The sequence below is a fragment of the Saccharibacillus sacchari genome (assembly GCF_037722395.1).
Classification (GTDB): domain Bacteria; phylum Bacillota; class Bacilli; order Paenibacillales; family Paenibacillaceae; genus Saccharibacillus; species Saccharibacillus sacchari_A.
In genome coordinates, this window is record NZ_JBBKAR010000033.1 from 41,432 (window position 1) to 64,009 (window position 22,578).

The following is a 22,578-nucleotide window of genomic DNA, read 5'->3' on the forward strand; positions in this document are numbered from 1 at the left end:
CGGATGAGAAAAACGGGTGGAAGGCGGTATTGAACCGAGGCCGAATAGGCCAAATCCGTACGCGCTTGATCATCTTAGCTAGATTACAGACAATTTTGTTTTTTTTCAATAACATTTTCGAGGAAATTCGGAATAACTTTCGGATTTGGGCGATTGCATGTCTGAAAGGGAAGATTGAATGCAAACCGTGAGCTTTTCATGAAGAAAGCAACAATTTCCTTGCACGCATTGACGGGGATTAGCCTAAAAGGCATAATGAAAGGAAAACCCTGAATACGATCGCTTAACGCGAGACTCTTTTATCTTTTTTCCCGAAAGGGTTGAAGATAAAACGAACTTCATCTACACGCCTGAATGCGAGTTTCGCGGACAGGCTTCATTTTCTTATAGAAAGGAATCGGAAAGGACTCAATGGGCATTGAACGATTACTTGAAAAGGCGTCCGTTTACATCCGAGAATCGGATCTTCCGCGCATCCGGGAAGCCTACGAATTCGCGGATAAGGCTCATTTTGGCCAGGTCCGAAAGTCCGGCGAGCCGTATATCCTGCATCCGCTGGCGGTTGCAGATATTGTCGTGGGCATGCAGATGGACACCACGTCCATCGAAGCGGCTTTGCTTCACGACGTAGTCGAGGACACGACCGTCTCGCTGGAGGAGATCCGCGAGCACTTCGGCGAGACCTGCGCAATGCTCGTCGACGGGCTAACTAAGCTTGAGCGCATCAAATTCCGTTCCAAGGAAGAACAACAAAACGAGAACTATCGCAAAATGTTTATCGCGATGGCTCAAGATATCCGCGTCATCGTGATCAAGCTGGCAGACCGTTTGCACAATATGCGCACGCTCAAGCACCAATCGGAAGAAGGCCAGCGGCGGATCGCGTACGAGACGCTGGAGATTTTCTGTCCGGTTGCCGATCGTTTGGGTATCTCCGCGATCAAGTGGGAGATGGAAGATATCGCTTTGCGTTATCTGAATCCTCAGCAATACTACCGAATCGCCAACCTGATGCACAAAAAGCGCGCCGAGCGCGAGCAGTTTATTTCCGATGTTATCGGCCGTATTCGCGAAAAGCTTGACGAGATGGGCATTGAAGCCGATCTGTCGGGACGTCCGAAGCATATTTACAGCGTTTATAAAAAGATGACGAGCAAAAACAAACAGTTCAACGAAATTTACGACCTGCTGGCGATTCGCGTGCTGGTCGATAACGTCAAAGATTGTTACGCGACGCTGGGCATTATCCACACCTTGTGGAAGCCGATGCCGGGCCGTTTCAAAGACTATATCGCGATGCCGAAGGCCAACATGTATCAATCGCTGCACACGACCGTCGTGGGTCCGAACGGCGAGCCGACCGAAGTACAGATTCGGACCTGGGACATGCACCGTACGGCCGAGTTCGGTATCGCGGCGCACTGGGCGTACAAAGAAGGCACGACGGCGACAGGCAGCGGAATCGAGAACAAGATGCCGTTTTTCAAAGAGATCATCGAATTGCAAAACGAAGCGAAAGACGCGTCCGAATTCGTCGAATCGCTCAAGATGGATTTTTTCTCCGATCTCGTGTTTGTGTTTACGCCAAAAGGACAGGTGATCGAGCTGCCTGCCGGATCGGGACCGCTCGACTTCGCCTACCGTATCCATACGGAGATCGGCAACCGGACGATCGGCTCCAAAGTGAACGGCCGGATCGTGCCTCTGGACCATAAGCTCAAAACAGGCGATATCGTGGAAATCCTGACCTCCAAGCATTCGTACGGGCCAAGCCAGGACTGGGTGAAAATTGCCCAATCTTCGCATGCGCGCAGCAAGATCAAGCAGTGGTTCAAAAAAGAACGCCGCGAAGAGAATGTCGAGAAAGGCCGGGAAGGACTGGAGCGTGAGATCAAGAAGCTTGGGCTTGAAGTCTCCGAATGGCTGACCGACGACAAGCTGCTCGAAGTCGCGAACAAGTTTGCTTTTAACGACACCGAAGATATGCTGTCCGCGATCGGGTTCAACGGCATTACCGCTTCTCAGGTGATCACCCGTTTGACGGAAAAATGGCGCCGCGAGCAGGAAGAAACCAGCAACCATCTGGAGCTGACGAACGAAGTCCGCGAAGTGAAAGCCGCTCCGGCCGACAAGGATAAAAAGCGTCCGACCAACGGTGTCAAAGTTAAGGGAGCGAGCAATCTGCTGGTACGTTTTGCCCGTTGCTGCAACCCGGTGCCGGGCGACGACATCGTAGGCTATATCACCCGCGGTCGCGGCGTTTCCGTACACCGCGCGGACTGTACCAACATCCCGACGGCGGGCGACGGCGAAGAAGCCGGACGCGTAATCGAAGTGGAGTGGGAAGACGCGGTAGAATCCAGCTTCAGCGTCGATATCGAGATTACGGGTCTTGATCGTCGGGATTTCCTGAACGAGGTGCTGCAAGCCATATCGGAGAGCAAGACCAATATGACTGCCGTCTCCGGACGCGCGGACAAAAACAAAATGGCGTTGGTGCATATTACGATCCTGATTCGCAACACCGAGCATTTGCAATCGGTGGTCGAGCGGATCAAACGGGTACGCGATGTGTATACCGTACACCGGATCATGCAATAAAGGGCGCTGCGCCGATCGCTTTGCCCGGTCAGAGAAGGAGTTTTGTTTGCTATGCGGATTGTGATTCAACGCTGCAAGTCGGCTTCCGTGGATGTGGAGGGACGTACGGTCGGCAGCATCGGCCACGGCCTTGCCGTTCTCGTTGGAGTGACGGAAGGCGATACGGAGAAAGACGCGGCTTATCTGGCTGATAAAGCGGCTGGGTTGCGTATTTTCGAAGACGAAGCCGGTAAAATGAACCATAGCGTCGAGGACGTGAGGGGTTCCGTTTTGTCCGTATCGCAGTTTACGTTGTACGGGGATTGCCGCAAGGGACGGCGTCCCAACTTTATGGCGGCCGCCCGTCCCGAGCCTGCATCGGCATTGTACGAAGTGTTCAACGAAACGTTACGTGCGCGTGGCTTGACCGTTGAAACCGGGGTGTTCGGCGCCATGATGGACGTATCCCTCGTGAACTGGGGACCCGTCACGCTGATTATCGATAGCAAGGATTAAACCAAGAACAACCGCTTCGGCTGCCTACGGGCAATACCGGAGCGGTTTTCTTTTTGCGGCGGCTTGGTGTTAGAAGTGTAAGAAGGCAGGGTAATAAGAAAGCGAGAACAGATCACATCACGGACACAGCAGAGAGGAGTTCTGAAACGATATGAGTAAAATCGCGTTTTTGCTAGCCGACGAATTTGAAGATTCCGAAATGCAGGTGCCTTACGACGAGGTGAAAAACGCCGGACATACGGCGGAAATCATTGGATTGAAAGCCGGGCAAACGGTAAAAGGAAAGCTTGGCAAAGCCGAATATACGACGGAAAAAGCGATCTCCGAAGCTAAAGCGTCGGACTACGATGCCGTTGTTATCCCGGGAGGTTCTTCGCCGGAGAATCTGCGCTTGGACGAGCATGTGCTGCAATTCGTCAAAGACGTAAACGCTTCGAAGAAACCGATCGCGTCCATCTGTCACGGACCGCAAATCCTGGCGAGCGCCGATCTGCTTAAAGGACGCACTATTACTTCGTATCCGCCTTTGCAGGACGATATGGTGAACGCGGGCGCACGTTTCAAAGACGAAGAAGTGGTCGTGGACGGCAACTTCATCACGTCGCGCACGCCGGAAGACGAGCCTGCGTTTGTACGCGAACTCCTGAAAGTTTTGTAAACGAAGGTCCGCCGGAGCGGCTTCGACAGCCGGTCCGGCTTCCCTATAAACTTCGAAGATCAGGCATAATGGAGATTAACAGAACGTCCAATACAAAGGAGGGAATTACAATGTCGAAACATATCCAAGCGTATTTCAAAACGGAAAGCGAAGCGGAAGGCGCCAGAATGAGCTTGATGACCTTTACCACGGAGCAGCTTGAGGTTGGAGAACTTCAAGGAAACGTCGGATTCGGCGGCGATCGTGGAGGTCGCGTCGTTGTACCGTTGGTTCCGCTGACAGGCGCGAATACGACTACTTATACCGGAGGAACAGCGGCAGCGGGAGGCGCGGGTAGCATGATCGGCGATCAGGCCGTACCCGTTCCCCGTTCAAGCGACAGCAGCGACGTAGGCGGACGTCCGATCGACAAAGACGATGTTCACGATGTGAATGAGAACGCTTCCGATGCGGATCTGCGCGATTTGACGTATACGCTTTCCGCTAAAGTGAAAGACGAAGATTACGAAGCGGTTGTGCGCAAACTGCGTAATAGCAACGGTTACGTGCACGTTTACGAGTAAAGAAATCCGATTTTTCGGATCTGCCATACCGCATTTGTAACGCAATTGTAATCTGAATTATACATTCCTTTAACAAGCAATCGTTATAGTAAAGGCATGACCCCCTTAGATATATTTGGAACGACTCGCGGCAGCAGCCTGCGGGTCTTTTTTTTGCTTTTCGTGAAAAAGACTTCATGTTACGTTTGCGCAAACGGTTGACTTTAGTCATGTACTTGATTACAATCATAAAATATAACAAACGCAGTGAGCCTTTTCGCGCCGGATTCGGCGGATGGACGAACAGCGAATATGACGATTCGATGACGGGAAAAAGTAATTCGGATATCAAAGCGCACAAGAGAGGAATTCCGTGGCTGGAAGAATTCCGCGTGGCGACCGAACCAAAGACCTCCCCGAGAACGCACGGCGAACGACGGAAAAAGAGCCAGGCTTACCGCTTGGGCGATCCTTTTTGGAGTTCAAGTAGCCGCTGCGCGAAGTAGACGGGCGTTAACCGTCGTTCAATGAAGCGGGCTTTCGCTTCTCTCGATCTTGCCGTTCAGGCTGTTCCGTGTTCGAGAGGCGTTCCCGAAATGTGGGTGGCACCACGGGAGATTCGTAATTACGGTCCCTCGTCCCTGTACTATGCGTAATAACGGCATAGACGGCGGACGGGGGGCTTTTTGGTTTTTCCATATAAGCACCCGGCCGCGCAAGCCGGAAAGGAAGGAAAGAGAAAAAGATGGATTTTCAAAAGCCGAAAGGCACCCTTGATTTTTTACCGGGAACGGTAGAAAAATGGCAGTACGTAGAAAGCAAGGCACGCGATTTATGCAGACGGTTTAACTACCGCGAAATTCGGACTCCGATCTTCGAATACACCCAGCTGTTTCAGCGCGGAGTAGGCGAAACGACGGATATCGTGCAGAAGGAAATGTTCTCGTTCCAGGATATGGGCGGGAGAGGCATGACGCTGAGACCGGAGGGTACGGCGGGCGTCGTTCGTGCTTATGTGGAGAATAAGGTCTACGGCGAGCCGGACGTGTCCAAACTGTATTACATCGGACCGATGTTCCGCCAGGAGCGTCCGCAAGCGGGGCGTTATCGTCAATTCCATCAATTCGGGATCGAAGCGATCGGTTCGGTCGAACCGGCAATGGATGCGGAAGTCATCGCGTTCGGCTTGCAATTTTTCGAAGACATCGGTTTGAAAGGAACGAGCGTCGAGATCAACTCGGTCGGCAATGCGGCGACCCGCGCCGATTACAACGACAAATTGCTGGCGTTCCTGAATCCGATGCGGGACAGCCTGTGCAAAGATTGTCAGAGCCGGATCGACCGCAATCCGCTGCGTGTGCTGGATTGCAAAGTCGATCAGGACAAATTCACCGATGCGCCTTCCATTCTGGACAGTCTGGACGAGGAGAGCCGCACGCACTTCGAGGCGGTGCAAAGCAATCTGACGGCAATGGGCGTTGAATATACGATCAATCCGCGTTTGGTACGCGGTCTCGATTATTACACGCTGACTGCTTTCGAATTCAAAACCAAAAGCGGCATCGGCGCGATCGATACGATTGGCGGCGGGGGGCGTTACAATAAGCTGGTTGCCGAAGTCGGCGGACCGGATCAACCGGGTATCGGCATGGCGATCGGCATGGAGCGTCTGCAACTGCTGCTGGCCGATCAGCAAACGGAGATCGAAACGGAGCCGCCATTGGATATTTATCTGATTGGATTGGGCGAGCAAGCGAATGCGGAGATCACCAAGCAATTGCACAAGCTGCGCCGCCTGGGCTTCTCGGCGGAACGCGATTATCTGGATCGTAAAATGAAAGCACAGATGAAGTCAGCGGATCGCTTGCAGGCACGCTATACGGCTATTCTCGGCGACGACGAACTGGAACGCGGCGAGATCGCGGTCAAGTCGATGGAAACACGCGAACAGGTGACGGTCGCGCTGAATGATCTGGCTTCCGTTTTGAAATAAGCTGTCGGACTTAACGAAATCAATTCCACTTTTACAACCAAAGGAGATTAACCTTATGATGCTCAGGACTCATCACTGCGGACAAATCACGTCGGCACAAATCGGAGAGACGGTTACACTGAACGGCTGGGTACAAACCCGCCGCGACCTCGGGGGCGTACTGTTTATCGATCTGCGCGACCGCAGCGGCATTGTGCAAGTCGTGTTCAACCCCGCTTACTCGGGCGAAGCCTTGCAAACGGCAGAGCGCGTGCGTACGGAATACGTGCTGGCTGTCAAAGGAACGGTTGTTAAACGCGAAGAAGAAACGGTCAACAAAAACCTGCCGACTGGCGAGCTTGAAGTTCGCGTAACGGAAATCGAAGTGTTGAACGCGGCGAAAACGCCTCCGTTCTTTATCGAAGACGGCATCGAAGTGGATGAAGCGCTGCGTCTGAAGTATCGTTACCTTGACCTGCGCCGTCCGGAAATGCAAAAAACGCTGATGCTGCGTTCGCAGTCGGCGAAAATCTTCCGCAACTTCCTGGACTCGCAAAACTTCGTCGAAGTGGAAACGCCCATCCTGACGAAAAGCACGCCGGAAGGCGCGCGCGATTACCTGGTGCCGAGCCGCGTGCACGAAGGCGAATTTTTCGCTTTGCCGCAATCGCCGCAAATCTTCAAGCAACTTCTGATGGTCAGCGGTCTGGAACGTTATTATCAGATCGCCCGCTGTTTCCGTGACGAAGACCTTCGTGCCGACCGTCAACCGGAATTCACGCAAGTCGACCTTGAGATGTCGTTCGTGTCGCGTGACGAAATCCTCGGCATGATCGAAGAGCTGATGGCGAAGTTGTTCCGCGAAACGATCGGCGTGGAAGTTCAACTTCCGTTCCAACGCCTGACGCACGCAGAAGCCATGAGCAAATACGGTTCCGACAAGCCGGATCTGCGTTTTGGCATGGAATTGGTTGACGTTGGCGACATCGTGGAAACGAGCGAAGTGAAAGTGTTCGCTTCGGTCATCGCGGGCGGCGGTCAGGTTAAAGTGCTGAACGCGAAAGGTTGCGGCACTTGGACGCGCAAAGAGATCGACGATCTCGGTCCTTACGCGGCACGTTACGGAGCAAAAGGCCTGGCCTGGATTCAAGTGAAAGAAGACGGCTTTAAGGGACCGATCGTGAAGTTCATGAGCGAGGAAGTTATCGAAGCCTTGCGTGAGCGTACCGATGCCGAAGTGGGCGACTTGCTGCTCTTCTCGGCGGACAAAAAACAAGTCGTAGCCGACGTGCTCGGCGCGCTGCGTCTGAAGATCGGACGCCAACTGGGCCTGATCGACGACAGCATCTACAAATTCGCATGGGTGCTTGAATTCCCGCTGCTCAGCTACGACGAAGAATCCAAGCGCTATGTAGCGGAGCACCATCCGTTCACGCGTCCGCTGGACGAAGATTTGGCATTGTTCGAGACGGACCCGGGCGCGGTTCGCGCACAAGCGTATGACTTGGTGTTGAACGGCTACGAAGTGGGCGGAGGCTCGCTGCGGATCTTCGAACACGAGCTGCAACAGCAGATGTTCAAGCTGCTTGGCATTTCGGAAGAAACGGCGCAAGAGCAATTCGGCTTCCTGCTGGACGCATTCCAATACGGTACGCCTCCGCACGGCGGATTTGCTTTCGGCTTCGACCGCCTGGTGATGCTGCTCACGCAGCGCACCAACCTGCGCGAGACGATTGCATTCCCGAAAACGGCGAGCGCGACCGACTTGCTGATGAATGCACCGTCGACTGTCGACAAAGGTCAGCTTGATCAGCTGCACATCAAACTCGCACCGAAGCCAGCCAAAAAACCGGCGGCTTCCGAAGGCGAAACCGAGCAAGCCTAAGCACGCGCACGACGATAGAAAGGCAGCCGGCTCAGGCCGGTATGCCTTTTCCGTTTGTTTAAAACGTATCCAAAATTCAAGGAGGTTCACCGATTATGCTGCATGCTTTTTCCCGCACTGAGCTTGCACTTGGACCTGAAGGCATTCAAGAGCTTAAAAACAGTACCGTAGCCGTTCTCGGCATCGGGGGCGTAGGGGCGATGGCTGTCGAAGCTTTGGCTCGCTCCGGCGTCGGAACCCTGATCCTGATCGACAAAGACGTCGTGGACATCACGAACATCAACCGTCAGATCCACGCGTTGACCACCACCGTGGGCCAGCAAAAAACAGAACTGATGGCCGAGCGCGTCAAACTGATCAATCCGGACATCAACACGATCGTGCTGAACATGTTTTATACCGAAGAAACGTACGAAAAACTGTTCGAGCACAAAATCGATTACGTCGTAGACGCGTCGGATACGATCATCTACAAAATCCATATCATCAAAGAATGCCTGAACCGCGGCATTCCGATCATCTCCAGCATGGGCGCCGCCAACAAGCTGGACCCTTCGCGCTTCCAGATCGCGGACATTTCCAAAACGAAAATGGACCCGATCGCCCGTATTATCCGCAATAAGCTGCGCAAAGAAGAGGGCATCAAAAAAGGCGTCAAAGTCGTGTTTTCGACCGAAAAACCGATCAAACCGCGCGCCGACGTAACCGAACAGATCGCGCCCGCAGGCGCCAAGATTCGCAAAGCCAAGCAGCCGCCGGCCAGCAATGCCTACGTACCGCCGGTCGCCGGTTTGATTATGGTCAGCGAAGTGGTGAAGGATCTGATGATCCGCGGCGGACACCCGATGCCGGATCAGGAACAATAAAAATAATTTCATCTTTTGATCCCGAAAAGGACACGGAACTTTCGATGCAGAAAGCTTCGTGTCTCTTTTTATTGCGATCGCTCGTTAAATAATTAAAGCCGTTTGCATAGAAGTATGCTATGCTAATAGTCCTTTTGCATGTTCGCTTCCGTTTTTTGGTTGGCGATATGCAATTATTTTTTCGGCATTTTGTGCAACATGGCGTGTTTTGAATACGCCAAGGCATCGTCGGTTAGTCAGAAGCTGCCAGTTCGCAAGAACATGTGTGCAAAATGCTCATCTTAGGAGGTAACTGACAATGAGTGAAAATGTTCAAAGTGCCTATCGGGAAGAGCAAAACAAACTGTCGTCCGTTCTGGAAGAGATCGGAACGCAGCTTGGTCGCCTGCGGGCGATTCCGGTCTATACCGGACACGATTTTACCGAGCAAGTGCTGGAAGCCGGACGCGAAGAGCGCCGTCAACGATTAGCGAAGTCGGAACCGGAGCCTTATTTCGGACGCATGGACTTCGAAGAGGAAGGAAAATCGTCTATCGCCCCGCTCTATATCGGCAAGACCGGCCTGGACGGACGCGATCCCGGCAGCCTGCCGATCGTGATCGATTGGCGCGCTCCCGTGGCGAGCCTGTTTTATTCGTTTACCGGTGGCGAAGACAGGGTCGAATACGAAGCGCCCGAAGGCATCATCGGCGGCGAGGTACATCTCAAACGCAATATCATGGTGCGTAAATCCGAGCTGGAACGCGTAGTCGATACGTATACGCGCGGCGCTGAAGAACCGGCGGTATCGGATGAGTTCCTGCTTTACCGTTTGGGCGAAAACAAAGACAACCGGCTGCGGGATATCGTCTCCACGATTCAGGCCGAGCAGGATAAGATTATCCGGGCCGAGAAAAATAAAGCGTTGATCATTCAAGGCGTTGCGGGCAGCGGAAAAACAACCGTCGCCCTGCACCGTCTGGCTTTCCTGCTGTATCAGTATCAAGAGCAGGTGTCGGCAGAGAAAATGATCATTTTCGCGCCCAACGGCATGTTCCTCGATTATATCTCGGGCGTTCTGCCCGAACTGGGCGTCGGAGACATTCAACAGCGGACCTTCACCGATTGGGCAGCCAAGCTGCTTGATGTGGAGTCGATGTTGGCCAATCCGGCGGAGACCTTGGACTTTTGGTTTGGAGAAGCCGGAGGAGCGGCACCCGGAGACGATGCGCCGGGTCGATTCAAAGGCTCCGATCTGTTCCGTTCGATGCTTGATGCCGCAGCCTCCGCACTGGAAGTATCCGGCGCGCCGGAGCTGGAATTTTCGCCTTGGGACGGAAAAGTGATGCCTTACGAGACGATCCTGCACTGGTATGCCGAAGAGTATAAGCATTATTCGGCAGGCGGACGGAAAGAACGCGTATTGGCGCGGATTCACCGTTGGATCGAGATGGAATTGAAGCCGGTCAAGCCGGAGTCATTACGCAAAGAGTACAAGAAAAAAGCGACGTTGCGCGAAAAAGCGTATGCGAAAAAATGGCCGGACTTCAGTCCGCTGACGCTATACAAGCAAATCTTCGGTGCAGTCAAAGATGCGCGGGGAATTTTGCCTCAAAACGAATTTGCAGCTATTCCCGCCTCCGTACTGAAATCTACCCGCAAAGATCTCAAAGAAGGCCGGATTCGGGAAGAAGATCTGCCTGCGCTGCTGTATCTGCATCAGCTGCTGAACGGTATTGAAGGCATCGAACGGTTCGACCATATCGTCATCGACGAAGCCCAGGATTTCTCGCCGTTGCAAGTCTCCGTGTTGGATCGATTTGTCCGCGGACATTCGTTTACCATCCTCGGCGATCTGTCCCAGGGCATTCATGCTTATAAGGGCGTACATGCCTGGGAAGAAATGAGCGATCTGTTCGATGCCGAAGAGACGTCGTACCATGCCCTTACCCGAAGCTATCGTTCGACGATGGAAATCATCGGTTTTGCCAACGTGATCTTGTCGGGGGGCGTATCGAATGCGATCGAAGCAGTGCCGGTGTTCCGGAGCGGAAACCGGGTTCGCATGATCGATTTCGGCACGGACGCCGAACGGGAAGCGGCCGATGTGCAAGCAGCGGCCAAGGCGATTACAGCGTTATGGGGACGCGAGCATAAGACGGTATCGTTGCTCACGCGCACGCAAGAGCAAGCCTCTGCGCTGCATGCGGCCTTGCAACCGGAATTCCCGGAGCTGAATCTGATCGACGGCAGCATGACGCAGTACGAAGGCGGGCTGTCCGTGCTTCCTTTGCATCTGTCAAAAGGATTGGAGTTCGATGCCGTCATCATCGCGGATGCGGGGCGTCGGAATTACGGGGATTCGGAGTGGGATGCCAAAATGCTGTACGTAGGCTGCACGCGTGCGCTGCACGAGCTATGGGTGCTGCATGGCGGCGAGACACCAAGCTTCCTGCAAAACGTTACGGACTGGAGCGACGCCGGCTGGCCGGAAACCTAGTACCATGACCGCTTAAGATGTTAGGTTACGTTCATCGGAAACCTTGGATTTGATGCGGTCAAGGTATTGGAAGTCGATTTATCGCGATTCATATACGGATATGCAAAAAAGAGGACAAGCCTTACCGCTTTGTCCTCTTTTTGTTGCATTCATTTTATGAATCTCTGTCAAGCCGAATCATTAAGCCCTTCTTCTTCGGTACATACCCGGTTGCGCCCGGCGGCTTTAGCTCGATACAGCGCAGAATCGGCTACCCGGATCAACTCTTGTCTGTCTTGTCCTTCGTGCAATTGAGCGACGCCGAAGCTGGCTGTGACTCGGTAATCCGAAGACGGCGAATCAAATTCGATCAGTTTGCGCAAGCGGTTGGCGACTTCGGCAGCTTCCTCCAACGGCGTATTTGGCAGCAAGACCGCGAATTCCTCTCCGCCAAAACGTACCGGAAGATCGCCGAACCGGCAGTACGCCTGAAGCAGCAGTGCAATATGGCGCAGCACGGCGTCTCCTTCCTGATGGCCGCGCGTATCGTTGAACCGCTTGAAGCGGTCTACGTCGAGCAGGATCAGGCTGAGAGGACTCACTATGCCTTCGTTGACGCAAGCTTCCTCGGTCAAGCGAGCGAAAGCTTCATCGAAATGCCGACGGTTCCAAAGTCCGGTCAATCCGTCACGCATCGCCAGCGACTGAATCCGGCTGGTTTGCAGCGCGTTATCGATAGCCGTCGCAATAAGCGGAACCAATTTTTCAAGCCGTTGCTTTTTAAGCGTGGTGAAGAAATAAGGCCGCGAGGAATAGAGATTCAGAATGCCGATAACCCGGTTGTCCTTTTTCAACAAAAGATGCACGGAAGAACGCATTCCGTCCCGATACACCCGTTCGCTTAGACTGCTTGCTGGATGCTCGATTTCCCAATTCGCGTACAGCAAAGATTGGCCGCCTTGAATCATCGCCCTCAGTTCTTCCCGTTCGCTGTCGAGCAGAGTTTCTTTCAAACTGAGCCGTTCTCCTTGAGAAACCGCTTTGGAGAAAAATCGGCGATCCGCGTTTTGCATCACGATGCTGACTTTGTCGCACTGCACGAGATTTCGCATATGAAGCAGCGTTTCCCGGTAGACATCTTGCACCGAGCCGGCCTGGTTGAGTGCATTGATCATTTTGTAGGTATCTTCAAGCTGTCCGCTTTCCCGGCGCAAGTCTTCCCCCATTCGGTGGAACGCTTGGACCAGTCTGCCGAGTTCGCCCGAGGTCGTATAGCTGGTCTTCATCGAGTCGTCCAAACTGCCTTCGTACGCGGATATGGCTTGATCCAGTTCGGTAAGCGGTTGGATAAGGCGCCGGATATGTTTGATGATAAAAAAGACATACAGTCCGATGGTCAGCAGTGCAGCTGCCCCGGTCAGGGCAAGCGTCATGCTGATCCGATCAAGCAGACGGGACCGTTCCAAGTCGCGCTTGACCGTTATTCGAGCCAGTAGACCGTCGAATTCCGCGTTCAATGCACGAAATGCCGCTTCGCCTTTTTGCAGGGTTTGACGGTCAATGGTTTTGCCAAGCAGCGAACGTTCCATCATGGAGCGGCTGTGTTGATTTTGCCACGCTTCCGTATTCGCGACCAGAGCATTGATTTCGCCGGAAAAGTCAGGAGTCAGCGTGCTGCGATTGAGCAAGGTTTTGGATAATCTGCGATAGTCGGCAAGTCCGCGATCGTAATAGCTAAGAAAAGAATATTCGCTGGTTATGCCGAAGCCGCGTTGTCCGCTTTCCTGCTCGACCAGCGACTTTTCAAGCATATCCAGGTTTTCGGTCAGGAGGGCAAGATCGCGGACGTGTATGTAGCTGCTTTTGATAAAATGGTTTTGGAATAGGTAACCGCCGCTGAGCAGCAAAGCAAACGTCACCAAAAAAGCCAGGCTGAATCGGATCAGCAGCGAGCCCAACTTCGTTTCGTTGTTATTGCGGAATAGGCTGCGAAAACTCATCTTCATCACTCCCTTGTTGTCGGAGCGGACGGTTGGCGCGTTATCTCAAACAAAGCTTTGCTTGGTTTGCCGAGCGAGACAACGTAATCGTGCGTCGATATCCGTAAGTAGGCGTATTTGTACAGGCAGGGTTTATATCGGCAAATGGGGGCTGAGTTGTAAGGGATTACAGAGCCGGTTATAAGAATTGTCGGGTGCGACCGGCGTTAGGAGAGGAGGAAGTCGGGTAAATAGAGAAGGAGGCCGGTACGTTGCTTAAAGCGTGTATTGAAACTGATGTATCCGGTATAAAAAAGAAACGGGAGATGGATCAGATGAGCAAAACGATTGCGGATTCGCTGGTGGAGGTACTTATTCACGCTGGCGTGAAACGAATCTACGGAATTACGGGAGATTCGCTGAATGCGGTGATCGATGCGGTTCGCCGTTCAGGTCAGATCGAGTGGATTCATGTTCGGCACGAAGAAGTTGCGGCATTTGCAGCCGGAGCCGATGCGGACTTGAGCGATTCGATCGCCGTTTGCGCGGGAAGCAGCGGACCGGGCAACTTGCATCTGATCAACGGCTTGTATGAATGCTATCGCAGCCGGGTTCCGGTACTTGCGATCGCGGCACATATCCCGAGCGACGAGATCGGCAGCGGTTATTTTCAAGCTACGCATCCGGAACAGATCTTTCAGGAATGCAGCGTGTTTTGCGAAACGATCATGTCCGAAGGACAGGTGCCGAGAACGATCACGATGGCGCTTCAGGCGGCTTTGGCTCATTCAAGCGTGTCTGTAGTGGTTCTGCCCGGCGATGTCGCTGCAAAAGACGCCGGTAAGCATAAAGTGCCCGAGCGGGTCATCCATGTCTCGAAGCCGGTTGTGCATCCTTCGCCCGACGAACTGGAGCAGCTTGCAGGATACTTGAACGAAGGCAAAAAGGTGACGCTGCTTGCGGGGGCGGGCTGCAAAAGCGCACACGCCGAGGTGCTGGCATTGGCGGAACGCCTTCAGTCGCCGATGGTCGTCGCGCTGCGGGGCAAGGAGCATCTGGAGTACGACAACCCGTATTTCGTCGGTTTGACCGGCTTGATCGGCTACGCTTCCGGGTATCATGCCATGATGGATTGCGACGTGCTGCTGATGCTCGGTACCGACTTTCCTTACCGTCAATTTTACCCGGAGCATGCCAAGATCCTTCAAGTCGATATCGAGCCTGCCCGTCTGGGGCGCCGGACGAACCTTGAACTCGGTGTCTGCGGCGACGTTCGGGATACGATCCAAGCGCTGCTGCCTTTGTTAAAAGAAGATCGCGACTCCGGCCATCTGCGCAAATCGGTCGATCGTTATGTCAAAGTGCGCAAAGAGCTGGATGAGCTGGCTTCCGGAGAATCGGGCCGCCGTCCGATCCATCCGCAGCAGTTGGCGAAGACCGTCAGCGACCTCGCGTCGGAAAACGCAGTCTTCTCGGCTGACGTCGGAACGCCAACTGTATGGGCTGCGCGCTATCTGCAAATGAACGGCAAGCGCCGTTTGATCGGTTCATTCAATCACGGCACGATGGCCAATGCGCTGCCGCAAGCTATCGGCGCCCAAGCGACCGAGCCAGGGCGGCAAACGATCGCGTTGTCCGGCGACGGCGGTTTGTCGATGCTGCTCGGCGACCTGCTCACGCTTAAACAGCATAATTTGCCGGTCAAAGTCGTCGTGTTCAATAACGAGGCGCTTGGTTTCGTGGAATTGGAGATGAAAGCCACGGGCTATCTGGAAACCGGGACCGACCTGAGCCGTACGGACTTCGCGGCCGTAGCTAACGCGATGGGGATTTACGGCGTTCGCGTGGAGGACCCGGATAAGCTGGAAGAAGCGGTGCAGAATGCGCTGAACCATGACGGCCCGGCTCTGATCGACGTCGTCGTCAATCGACAGGAGCTGTCGATGCCGCCGAAGATCAGTGCGCAGCAGGCGGGAGGATTCTCGCTTTGGGCAGTCAAAGCCGTGTTGAGCGGGCATGGCGATGAGTTGATCGACCTGGCTAAAAGCAATTTGCTTCGTTGAGCTTTTCAATAAATGTAGGCCGCGGCGTGTTCGCGGTCTTTTATTTTTTGGCTAAAAGTGCTGTATGACAGGTTTTTCCTGTGCTTTGGATTTGCGTTCCGGACCGATGCAAACTATATTGAATAAAGGCATGAAAGGACGTGACAAGTTTGGATTTGTTCAATTACGGCGGAGAACCGGGCAGGCAGGAGACTGGCGGCTTATTGGCTGACCGAATGCGGCCGCTAACGCTGGACGAATATATCGGACAGGACGATATCGTCGGGCCGGGTCGACTATTGCGCCGGGCGATCGAAGCCGATAAAGTAGGGTCGGTTATTTTATACGGGCCTCCGGGCTGCGGCAAGACGACATTGGCCCATATTATTTCCAATCATACGCAAGGAAAGTTTGTCCGCTTGAATGCCGTAGACGCTACGGTTAAGGATGTGCGCGAGGTTATTCAGCAGGCAGGGGACGATAAAGCCTTATACGGAACCAAAACGATTCTTTTCCTCGATGAAGTGCATCGGTTTAACAGTTCTCGTCAGGATGCGCTGCTTCCGGCCGTGGAGAAGGGCACGATCGTTTTTATCGGCGCGACGACCGAGAATCCGTTTCACTACGTGAATGGAGCGCTTATGAGCCGATCAACCTTATTCCAGCTTCATCCGCTTACGGCAGAACACGCTCTGATTGCGATGCGCCGCGCACTGTCCGATGACAATCGCGGCCTTGGCTTCATGGACCTCGGCGTCGATGAGGATGCGCTTCAGCATATGGCATCCATGTCTGGCGGCGATATTCGTCGTGCGCTGAATGCGCTGGAGCTGGCAGCATTGACCACGCCTCCGCAACCGGACGGCAAGGTGGTCGTTACGTTGGAAGCCGCAGAAGAGTCGGTACGCAGGCCGATCGCGCGAGCGGATGAATCGACGCAATATGATGTTTTATCTGCTTTTCACAAGTCGATTCGAGGCTCCAGCGATGCGGCGTTGTACTGGTTCTTGTATGCGGTGGAAAAGCTCGGCATGGACCCGATGACTTTTATTCGACGTTTGATTGCCGCGAGTAGCGAGGATATAGGGTTGGCGAATCCTCAAGCGATGGTTCAAGCTGTGTCCGCTCTGGAAGCGTATCGCAATAACGGCTGGCCGGAAGCGAAGCTCAACGTGGCACAGGCCATTCTGTTCGCCGTCGAAAGTCCGAAGTCCAACGCCGTATATACGGCGATTGCCAAAGCAGAAGCTGCTTTCGGGCGAACGGCAACAACGGAGGTTCCGCTTCACTTGCGCGACACCCATTACAAAGGGGCAGAGAAGCTTGGGCATGAAGGCTACAAATATCCGCATAACTTTCCGAATCATTATGTCAAACAGGCCTATCTGCCCAAAGAATTGGACGGCACTGTTTTTTATGAGGCGACAGAGCAGGGGAACGAATCGAAAATCCGTCTAAATCAACAACGCCGTCGGGAGCAAAAGTAAAAAATTCAGAGATAAAATGCAGGGGACGTACGGGATACAGATGGCGCTGCTGTTGCTTTGCTGTCTGATCCGCTCGGCTGATCGTGCGTATTTATTGTACGGGTTTCGTATGTTAGAATTGTCAGAACAATGCGAAATGTAGTAATCTAAGGTGTGTCTTCAAGTTTGAAGATTAATATGAATGGATAAAAGTAGCTTATCGCTTCTATTTTAGCTTCCATAAGGGATTTCAAAAGCCGGTCGATTTTATTTTATCGAATTCGGTCAACGTAGCCTGTCGGCTCTTTTCGGCCCGTTTTCTCGCCTGGCATTCGCCGGATAGGATGACGTCCGTTTGGAAGACACGATGCAGGCCGACGACTTTTGTGGGGAGAGAAAGGTACAAACGAAATGGATAAAAACCAGCCGGTCGAGGCTCATGTATTGACGAGAGCGGAGAGGCACAAAAAGAAGAAAAAGCCTAAAGCAAAAAAGAACAGAGGCAGAGCCTGGCTGATTGCGCTTTGTGTCGTACTCGTTTTGGGACTCGGTGGATTTATTTTCCGTAAAGAATTGATGGTCCTGGCTTTCGATACGTTCCTGGCCGGTACGGTCAAGGACGCGCTGGACGAATCTTACGTGCCGATCGATCAGCCGGGCAAAGGCGGAGGCGACGAGCCGGAGATGACCGTTGCGGAACTGACCAAAGAACCGTTCTCCGTACTGCTGCTCGGTACCGACCAACGCGATGATGAGATTGCCCGTACCGACTCCATCATTTATTCGGTCGTCCGTCCGGTAGACAATAAAGTGTTGTTGATTTCGATTCCGCGCGATTCCTACGTAAAAATGGTCGGCACTCCGACAATCAAAGGTACGCGTTCAGAAACGAAGATTAACGCGGCTTACGCGTACGGCGGCGCGCAAATGAGCGTCGATACCGTGGAAGCGCTGCTCGAACATGATGTCGATTATTACGCCACGATCAACTTCAACGGTTTGAAAGACGTCGTCAACGCTATGGGCGGGGTAGAACTGCCAATTACCGAGACGATCGAAAACAAGCAAGCCGACCACGAAAAGTTCACGATCGAAGCCAATAAACCGATCTATGACGGAACGGAAGCTTTGAATTACGTCCGTTACCGCGAAGACTCCGACTTCAAGCGTACCGAACGCCATCGGATTTTCCTTAAGCAAATGCTGAACCGGATGAAAAGCGTGGAGAATCTAACCAAAATTCCGGAATTGATCGGAATCGCGGGACAGAATTTCAAAACGAATATGACCTCCGACTTTATGCTGTCGTTGGCCAAGACGGTCATCATGAGCGATGCGACGCCGACCATCAGCAGCCATATGCTGCAAGGCGAAGGCGTATCGCGCGATGCTTGGTATTACGAGCTGGACGACGATGACTTGAACGAGACGATCGAGGCAATCAATAAGTGGCTCGATCCGAGTTCGACGGCGGCCGATCTGATTGTAGACGATACGGACGACGGCGGCGATTCGCATACTGACCAAGAAGGTCAACCCGCAGGAGACACAGGGCAATAAGAGTGTCTTAGAATATCTAATAAAAGCCTAAATAAAAGCTCGAAAAAAAGAAGCTTGCTGCTCACCAAACTCGGTGAATAGCAGGCTTCTTTTTTGGGCGGAAAAGCGATTAGTCGTTTTTTATAAAACGCTGGCTTCTTCGGTTTCTCCGTAAGGAACTTTTTCAACCGTTTCGATCGTACCGCCGCCGAGGCAAGTTTCGCCATCATAGAAAACAACCGCTTGGCCTGGCGTAATCGCTTTTTGACGTTCTGCAAAAGCAACGTGAACCGAACCGTCTTCGAGAGCAGTCAAGGTTACGCCTTGATCCGGTTGACGGTAACGGAATTTAGCCGTGCAAGTCAGAGGACCGTTGGCCAACTCGTCTTTTCCCGAAGTAAACGTCACGCCGCTTGCAACGAGACTTGTAGAGTACAGGCTTGGATGTTTGTCGCCTTGCACGACGTATAGAATGTTATTTTCCAAATCTTTATCCGCTACGAACCAAGGCTCGCCGTTACCGGAACCCCCGATCCCCAGACCTTGGCGCTGACCGAGCGTATAGTACATCAGCCCGTCATGGCGGCCTTTTGATTCGCCTGTTGCGATATCGACCATCTCGCCGGATTTGGCCGGCAGATAACCGCCAAGGAATTCACGGAAGTTACGCTCGCCGATAAAGCATACGCCCGTGCTGTCTTTTTTGCGTGCAGTCGCGAGTCCTGCTTCTTCCGCGATCCGGCGAACTTCCGGCTTCGGCAGATGGCCGATCGGGAACATCGTTTTGGACAGTTGATACGGATTCAGCGCATTCAAGAAATACGTCTGATCCTTATTGTTGTCCACGCCGCGCAATAGCTTGAATTCGCCATTTTCTTCCGTTACCCGCGCATAATGCCCGGTAGCCACATAATCAGCCCCGAGATCCAGCGCTTTGTTCAAAAACTCGCCGAACTTGATCTCGCGGTTACACATCACATCCGGATTCGGCGTCCGCCCGCGCTTGTACTCATCCAGGAAATACGAGAACACCTTATCGAAGTATTCCTTTTCAAAGTTTACCGTATAGTAAGGAATCCCGATCTTTTCGCAAACGCGACGAACATCTTCGGCGTCGTCTTCGGCCGTACAATGCCCGAACTCGTCGGTATCGTCCCAGTTTTTCATAAAGATCCCGATCACGTCATACCCTTGCTCCTTAAGCAGCAGCGCCGTAACCGAAGAATCCACCCCGCCGGACATGCCGACGACAACCCGTGTTTCTTGAGGAGATTTATTCATATCTATCACCGTCTTCTATAAGAAATGTGTTTGAACTTCTACCAAACTAAAAAAACAAAATAACGCGCTTTGCGCGTTTGAAAGGTCGAGAAATTTGACGTAACTGGAAGCGAGAAGACGGAGAGAGAAATTCAGTGAAGGAATGAAATGTTCGCCTTTGAAATGGAGAAAATTCCGCTAAAATTCAAATCCTTTTCTCGATTTCAACACGCGACCGGAACGAATTTCTCTCGGAGTCTTCTTGCTTCCCGCGCAAACGTAACTTTCTCGCCGTTCATCCGCGCACGCTCCGCAACATTTTACCACAAAAAACGGATATTTACGACTATCGCGGACGAGTTTTAAAGCGCAATAAGTCCTTTCCTTACGGACATTTTCACAAAGCGCAGATTCTGTAGTGCATCACACTCCGCGATTATGTTACGATAGTCTGAGTATACACAGGCTATAACCCCGAATGAATCGAAAGAGGTGCCTCTATTGAAGATATCGACTAAAGGCCGTTACGGCTTAACCATTATGATGGAACTTGCAGCAAGATACGGGGAAGGACCGACTTCCCTGAAAAGTATCGCGGAGAAAAACTCATTGTCCGAGCATTATCTGGAGCAACTGATTGCGCCGCTGCGTAACGGAGGTCTTGTTAAAAGTATCCGTGGCGCCTACGGCGGTTACATTCTGTCGCGCGATCCCGATACGGTGACGGCAGGCGAAATCATTCGCGTGCTGGAAGGTCCGATCTCGGTCGTGGACTTCGCCGAAGAAGATGACCCGGCCAAGCGTGATTTGTGGAAAAAAATCCGTGACGCGATTGCCGACGTGATCGACTCGACGACACTGGGCGATTTGATCTCGTTCCGCGACAAAGGGGAACCGGATAACTACATGTTTTATATTTAGGCTGGGGTGAACGCAAAAATGAACAGAATTTATATGGATCATGCAGCGTCTACGCCGGTGCATCCGCAGGTGGCCGAGGAGATGCTGCGTATCATGACCGGAACCTACGGCAATGCGTCCAGCGTGCATGCGTTCGGACGCGATGCCAAGCGAATCGTCAGCTCGGCGCGCGAAGTCGTCGCCGCGGCGATTCATGCCCGTCCGGCCGATCTGGTATTCACATCGGGCGGCACGGAAAGCGACAATGCGGCACTGTTCGGCGCCGCGATGGCGCGTGTGGACAAAGGCCGTCATCTGCTCGTTTCGCAAATTGAGCATCACGCAGTCCTGCATGCGGCCGAACGACTGGCTGCACAGGGCTTCGAGGTGGAGTATATTCCTGTCGATACGGTCGGACGCGTGGATCTGAATTGGATTCGCGAACATGTTCGCCCGGACACGACGCTGATCAGCGTGATGTTTGCGAACAATGAGGTGGGCACGATACAACCGATCCGCGAGATCGGCGCTTTTGCCCGTGAACGGGGAATCTGGTTCCATACGGATGCGGTTCAGGCCCTCGGTTCGCTGAAGATCGACTGCGAAGAGCTGAATGCGGATTTGATTAGCTTTTCCGCGCATAAGATCAATGGTCCGCAAGGGATCGGAGCTTTGTACGTAGCACCGCACATCAAGCTGCCTGCTTTGCTGCATGGCGGCAATCAGGAGCGTAAGCGCCGTGCGGGTACAGAGAATCTGGCCGGCATGGCCGGGTTTGCCAAAGCCGTTGAACTGGCCGTATCCGAACTCGACGAACGTCATACAGCGTCGGTGACATTGCGCAATCAGCTTTTGGAAGGGTTGAAGACTGCAATCGGCGAGGATCAGTTTGTCGTCAACGGAGATTTGCAGCATACGTTGGCGCATGTCGTGAACATCAGCTTCCCGGCAGTAGGCACCGAGACGATGTTAATGAACCTGGATATGGAAGGGATTGCTGTGGCGAGCGGTTCAGCGTGTACGTCGGGTTCGCTGGAGACGTCCCATGTGTTGCGTGCCATGAATTTGCCTGAAAATGTTTTGCATTCCGCGATTCGATTCAGCTTCGGATTGGGTAATACTCCGAAGGAAATCGAAATAGTCGTCAAAAGTATTGAAACGGTTATCGGCCGCGTGCGTATGAATCATTGATATGCCCCGCAAGGCGATCCGAAACGAATTGACGCTAGCACAAGATTTGTTTCGCGATTCAGATTGTGAATAATCGTTCAATCGGAAGAGGATAGACGTCTTCACGACATTCAAATAAGCGGACGGATAGGTGATCCCCATAATGAAATGTCCAAATTGCAGTTCCAAAGATATCGGGAAAATCGGCTCGCATCAGTTCTACTGCTGGAGCTGCTTTATCGAATTGACCGTTAATGCCGGAAAGATGTCGGTTTACCAAGTCGAAAAAGACGGAACGCTCAGTTCGCTGGACGATTTGTTTTGTCTGGAAAATGCAGCGAACTCTGCGCATCAGCTTCAGGCGACTTCTTGAGCTGAGGTGTGAAGCTGGAAGAAGCGGGGTATGCTCTGATGAGCGATATCCCGCGATCTTCCGGCTTTTTTTGGCGTCTTCATCCTGATTTTGCTCGTTGCTTTTTCATTGACAGAAATTCGGGTGCCCGATATACTGGGAAGGCATTCATCCATAATACGTAACACGATGAAGGAATGAAGTACGTCCTGAAGGGACGCCTCCTCAGCGAACAGGCTCCTTGTGCATCCGGCACATGGGTGGAAGAGCCTGGGAGGCCCACGGACCGAAAGCTGATTCCGGAGTGCTTGGCAGCATGCTGCCGCAGCCGACTTGTCCCCGTTAACGGACACGAACGAGGAGATCGTCCGGATCTGGCTTCACGCTGCTTGA

At 52.9% G+C, this 22,578-nt stretch carries 16 protein-coding genes; 14 read left to right on the forward strand and 2 right to left on the reverse strand.

Annotated features, from left to right (window positions below):
• Positions 1 to 411: 411 nt before the first annotated feature.
• The 8 genes from WKI47_RS09160 to WKI47_RS09195 all read left to right on the forward strand — a co-directional run bounded on the left by WKI47_RS09160 (position 412) and on the right by WKI47_RS09195 (position 11,498).
• The gene (locus WKI47_RS09160) at positions 412 to 2,601 is read left to right on the forward strand and encodes a RelA/SpoT family protein (protein WP_037290307.1); all 2,190 of its coding nucleotides are present in this window, start codon (positions 412 to 414) and stop codon (positions 2,599 to 2,601) included.
• Between the two features lie 51 nt (positions 2,602 to 2,652).
• Positions 2,653 to 3,096, forward strand: a complete 444-nt coding sequence (dtd, locus tag WKI47_RS09165) for a D-aminoacyl-tRNA deacylase (RefSeq protein WP_340226844.1) — start codon at positions 2,653 to 2,655, stop codon at positions 3,094 to 3,096.
• 151 nt (positions 3,097 to 3,247) lie between these two features.
• Complete coding sequence (locus WKI47_RS09170) at positions 3,248 to 3,754, forward strand: type 1 glutamine amidotransferase domain-containing protein (RefSeq protein WP_340226845.1); 507 nt, start codon at positions 3,248 to 3,250, stop codon at positions 3,752 to 3,754.
• Positions 3,755 to 3,864: 110 nt separating this feature from the next.
• Positions 3,865 to 4,317, forward strand: a complete 453-nt coding sequence (locus WKI47_RS09175) for a hypothetical protein (protein WP_340226846.1) — start codon at positions 3,865 to 3,867, stop codon at positions 4,315 to 4,317.
• 724 nt (positions 4,318 to 5,041) lie between these two features.
• Positions 5,042 to 6,289 (forward strand): histidine--tRNA ligase, encoded by a 1,248-nt coding sequence (gene hisS, locus WKI47_RS09180; RefSeq protein WP_340226847.1) that lies wholly within the window; start codon positions 5,042 to 5,044, stop codon positions 6,287 to 6,289.
• Between the two features lie 58 nt (positions 6,290 to 6,347).
• A complete protein-coding gene (gene aspS / locus WKI47_RS09185; protein WP_340227495.1) occupies positions 6,348 to 8,153 on the forward strand; it encodes an aspartate--tRNA ligase in 1,806 nt (601 codons plus the stop codon).
• Between the two features lie 95 nt (positions 8,154 to 8,248).
• A complete protein-coding gene (locus WKI47_RS09190) occupies positions 8,249 to 9,019 on the forward strand; it encodes a tRNA threonylcarbamoyladenosine dehydratase (protein WP_340226848.1) in 771 nt (256 codons plus the stop codon).
• Between the two features lie 298 nt (positions 9,020 to 9,317).
• Entirely contained in the window at positions 9,318 to 11,498 is a 2,181-nt protein-coding gene (locus WKI47_RS09195; protein WP_340226849.1) for a HelD family protein, read from the forward strand.
• A 167-nt stretch (positions 11,499 to 11,665) separates the two neighbouring features.
• On the opposite strand, the gene WKI47_RS09200 is transcribed toward WKI47_RS09195, so the two are convergent.
• Positions 11,666 to 13,477 (reverse strand): diguanylate cyclase, encoded by a 1,812-nt coding sequence (locus WKI47_RS09200; RefSeq protein ID WP_340226850.1) that lies wholly within the window; start codon positions 13,475 to 13,477, stop codon positions 11,666 to 11,668.
• Between the two features lie 314 nt (positions 13,478 to 13,791).
• Between WKI47_RS09200 and poxB the strand changes: the two genes are divergently transcribed.
• From poxB to WKI47_RS09215, 3 genes are all read left to right on the forward strand, one after another.
• Positions 13,792 to 15,519, forward strand: a complete 1,728-nt coding sequence (poxB, locus tag WKI47_RS09205; RefSeq protein WP_340226851.1) for a ubiquinone-dependent pyruvate dehydrogenase — start codon at positions 13,792 to 13,794, stop codon at positions 15,517 to 15,519.
• Positions 15,520 to 15,668: 149 nt separating this feature from the next.
• Positions 15,669 to 16,985 (forward strand): replication-associated recombination protein A, encoded by a 1,317-nt coding sequence (locus WKI47_RS09210; protein ID WP_425355448.1) that lies wholly within the window; start codon positions 15,669 to 15,671, stop codon positions 16,983 to 16,985.
• Between the two features lie 390 nt (positions 16,986 to 17,375).
• Complete coding sequence (locus WKI47_RS09215) at positions 17,376 to 18,524, forward strand: LCP family protein (protein WP_340226852.1); 1,149 nt, start codon at positions 17,376 to 17,378, stop codon at positions 18,522 to 18,524.
• Positions 18,525 to 18,644: 120 nt separating this feature from the next.
• On the opposite strand, the gene mnmA is transcribed toward WKI47_RS09215, so the two are convergent.
• Positions 18,645 to 19,784, reverse strand: a complete 1,140-nt coding sequence (mnmA, locus tag WKI47_RS09220) for a tRNA 2-thiouridine(34) synthase MnmA (RefSeq protein WP_340226853.1) — start codon at positions 19,782 to 19,784, stop codon at positions 18,645 to 18,647.
• 480 nt (positions 19,785 to 20,264) lie between these two features.
• Between mnmA and cymR the strand changes: the two genes are divergently transcribed.
• From cymR to WKI47_RS09235, 3 genes are all read left to right on the forward strand, one after another.
• The gene (gene cymR, locus WKI47_RS09225) at positions 20,265 to 20,684 is read left to right on the forward strand and encodes a cysteine metabolism transcriptional regulator CymR (protein WP_037290279.1); all 420 of its coding nucleotides are present in this window, start codon (positions 20,265 to 20,267) and stop codon (positions 20,682 to 20,684) included.
• Positions 20,685 to 20,702: 18 nt separating this feature from the next.
• Positions 20,703 to 21,854, forward strand: a complete 1,152-nt coding sequence (locus WKI47_RS09230) for a cysteine desulfurase family protein (RefSeq protein WP_340226854.1) — start codon at positions 20,703 to 20,705, stop codon at positions 21,852 to 21,854.
• A gap of 142 nt (positions 21,855 to 21,996) precedes the next feature.
• Positions 21,997 to 22,206 carry a hypothetical protein gene (locus tag WKI47_RS09235; protein WP_340226855.1) on the forward strand — a complete coding sequence of 70 codons (210 nt, stop codon included), beginning with the start codon at positions 21,997 to 21,999 and terminating at the stop codon, positions 22,204 to 22,206.
• Positions 22,207 to 22,578 lie beyond the last annotated feature (372 nt).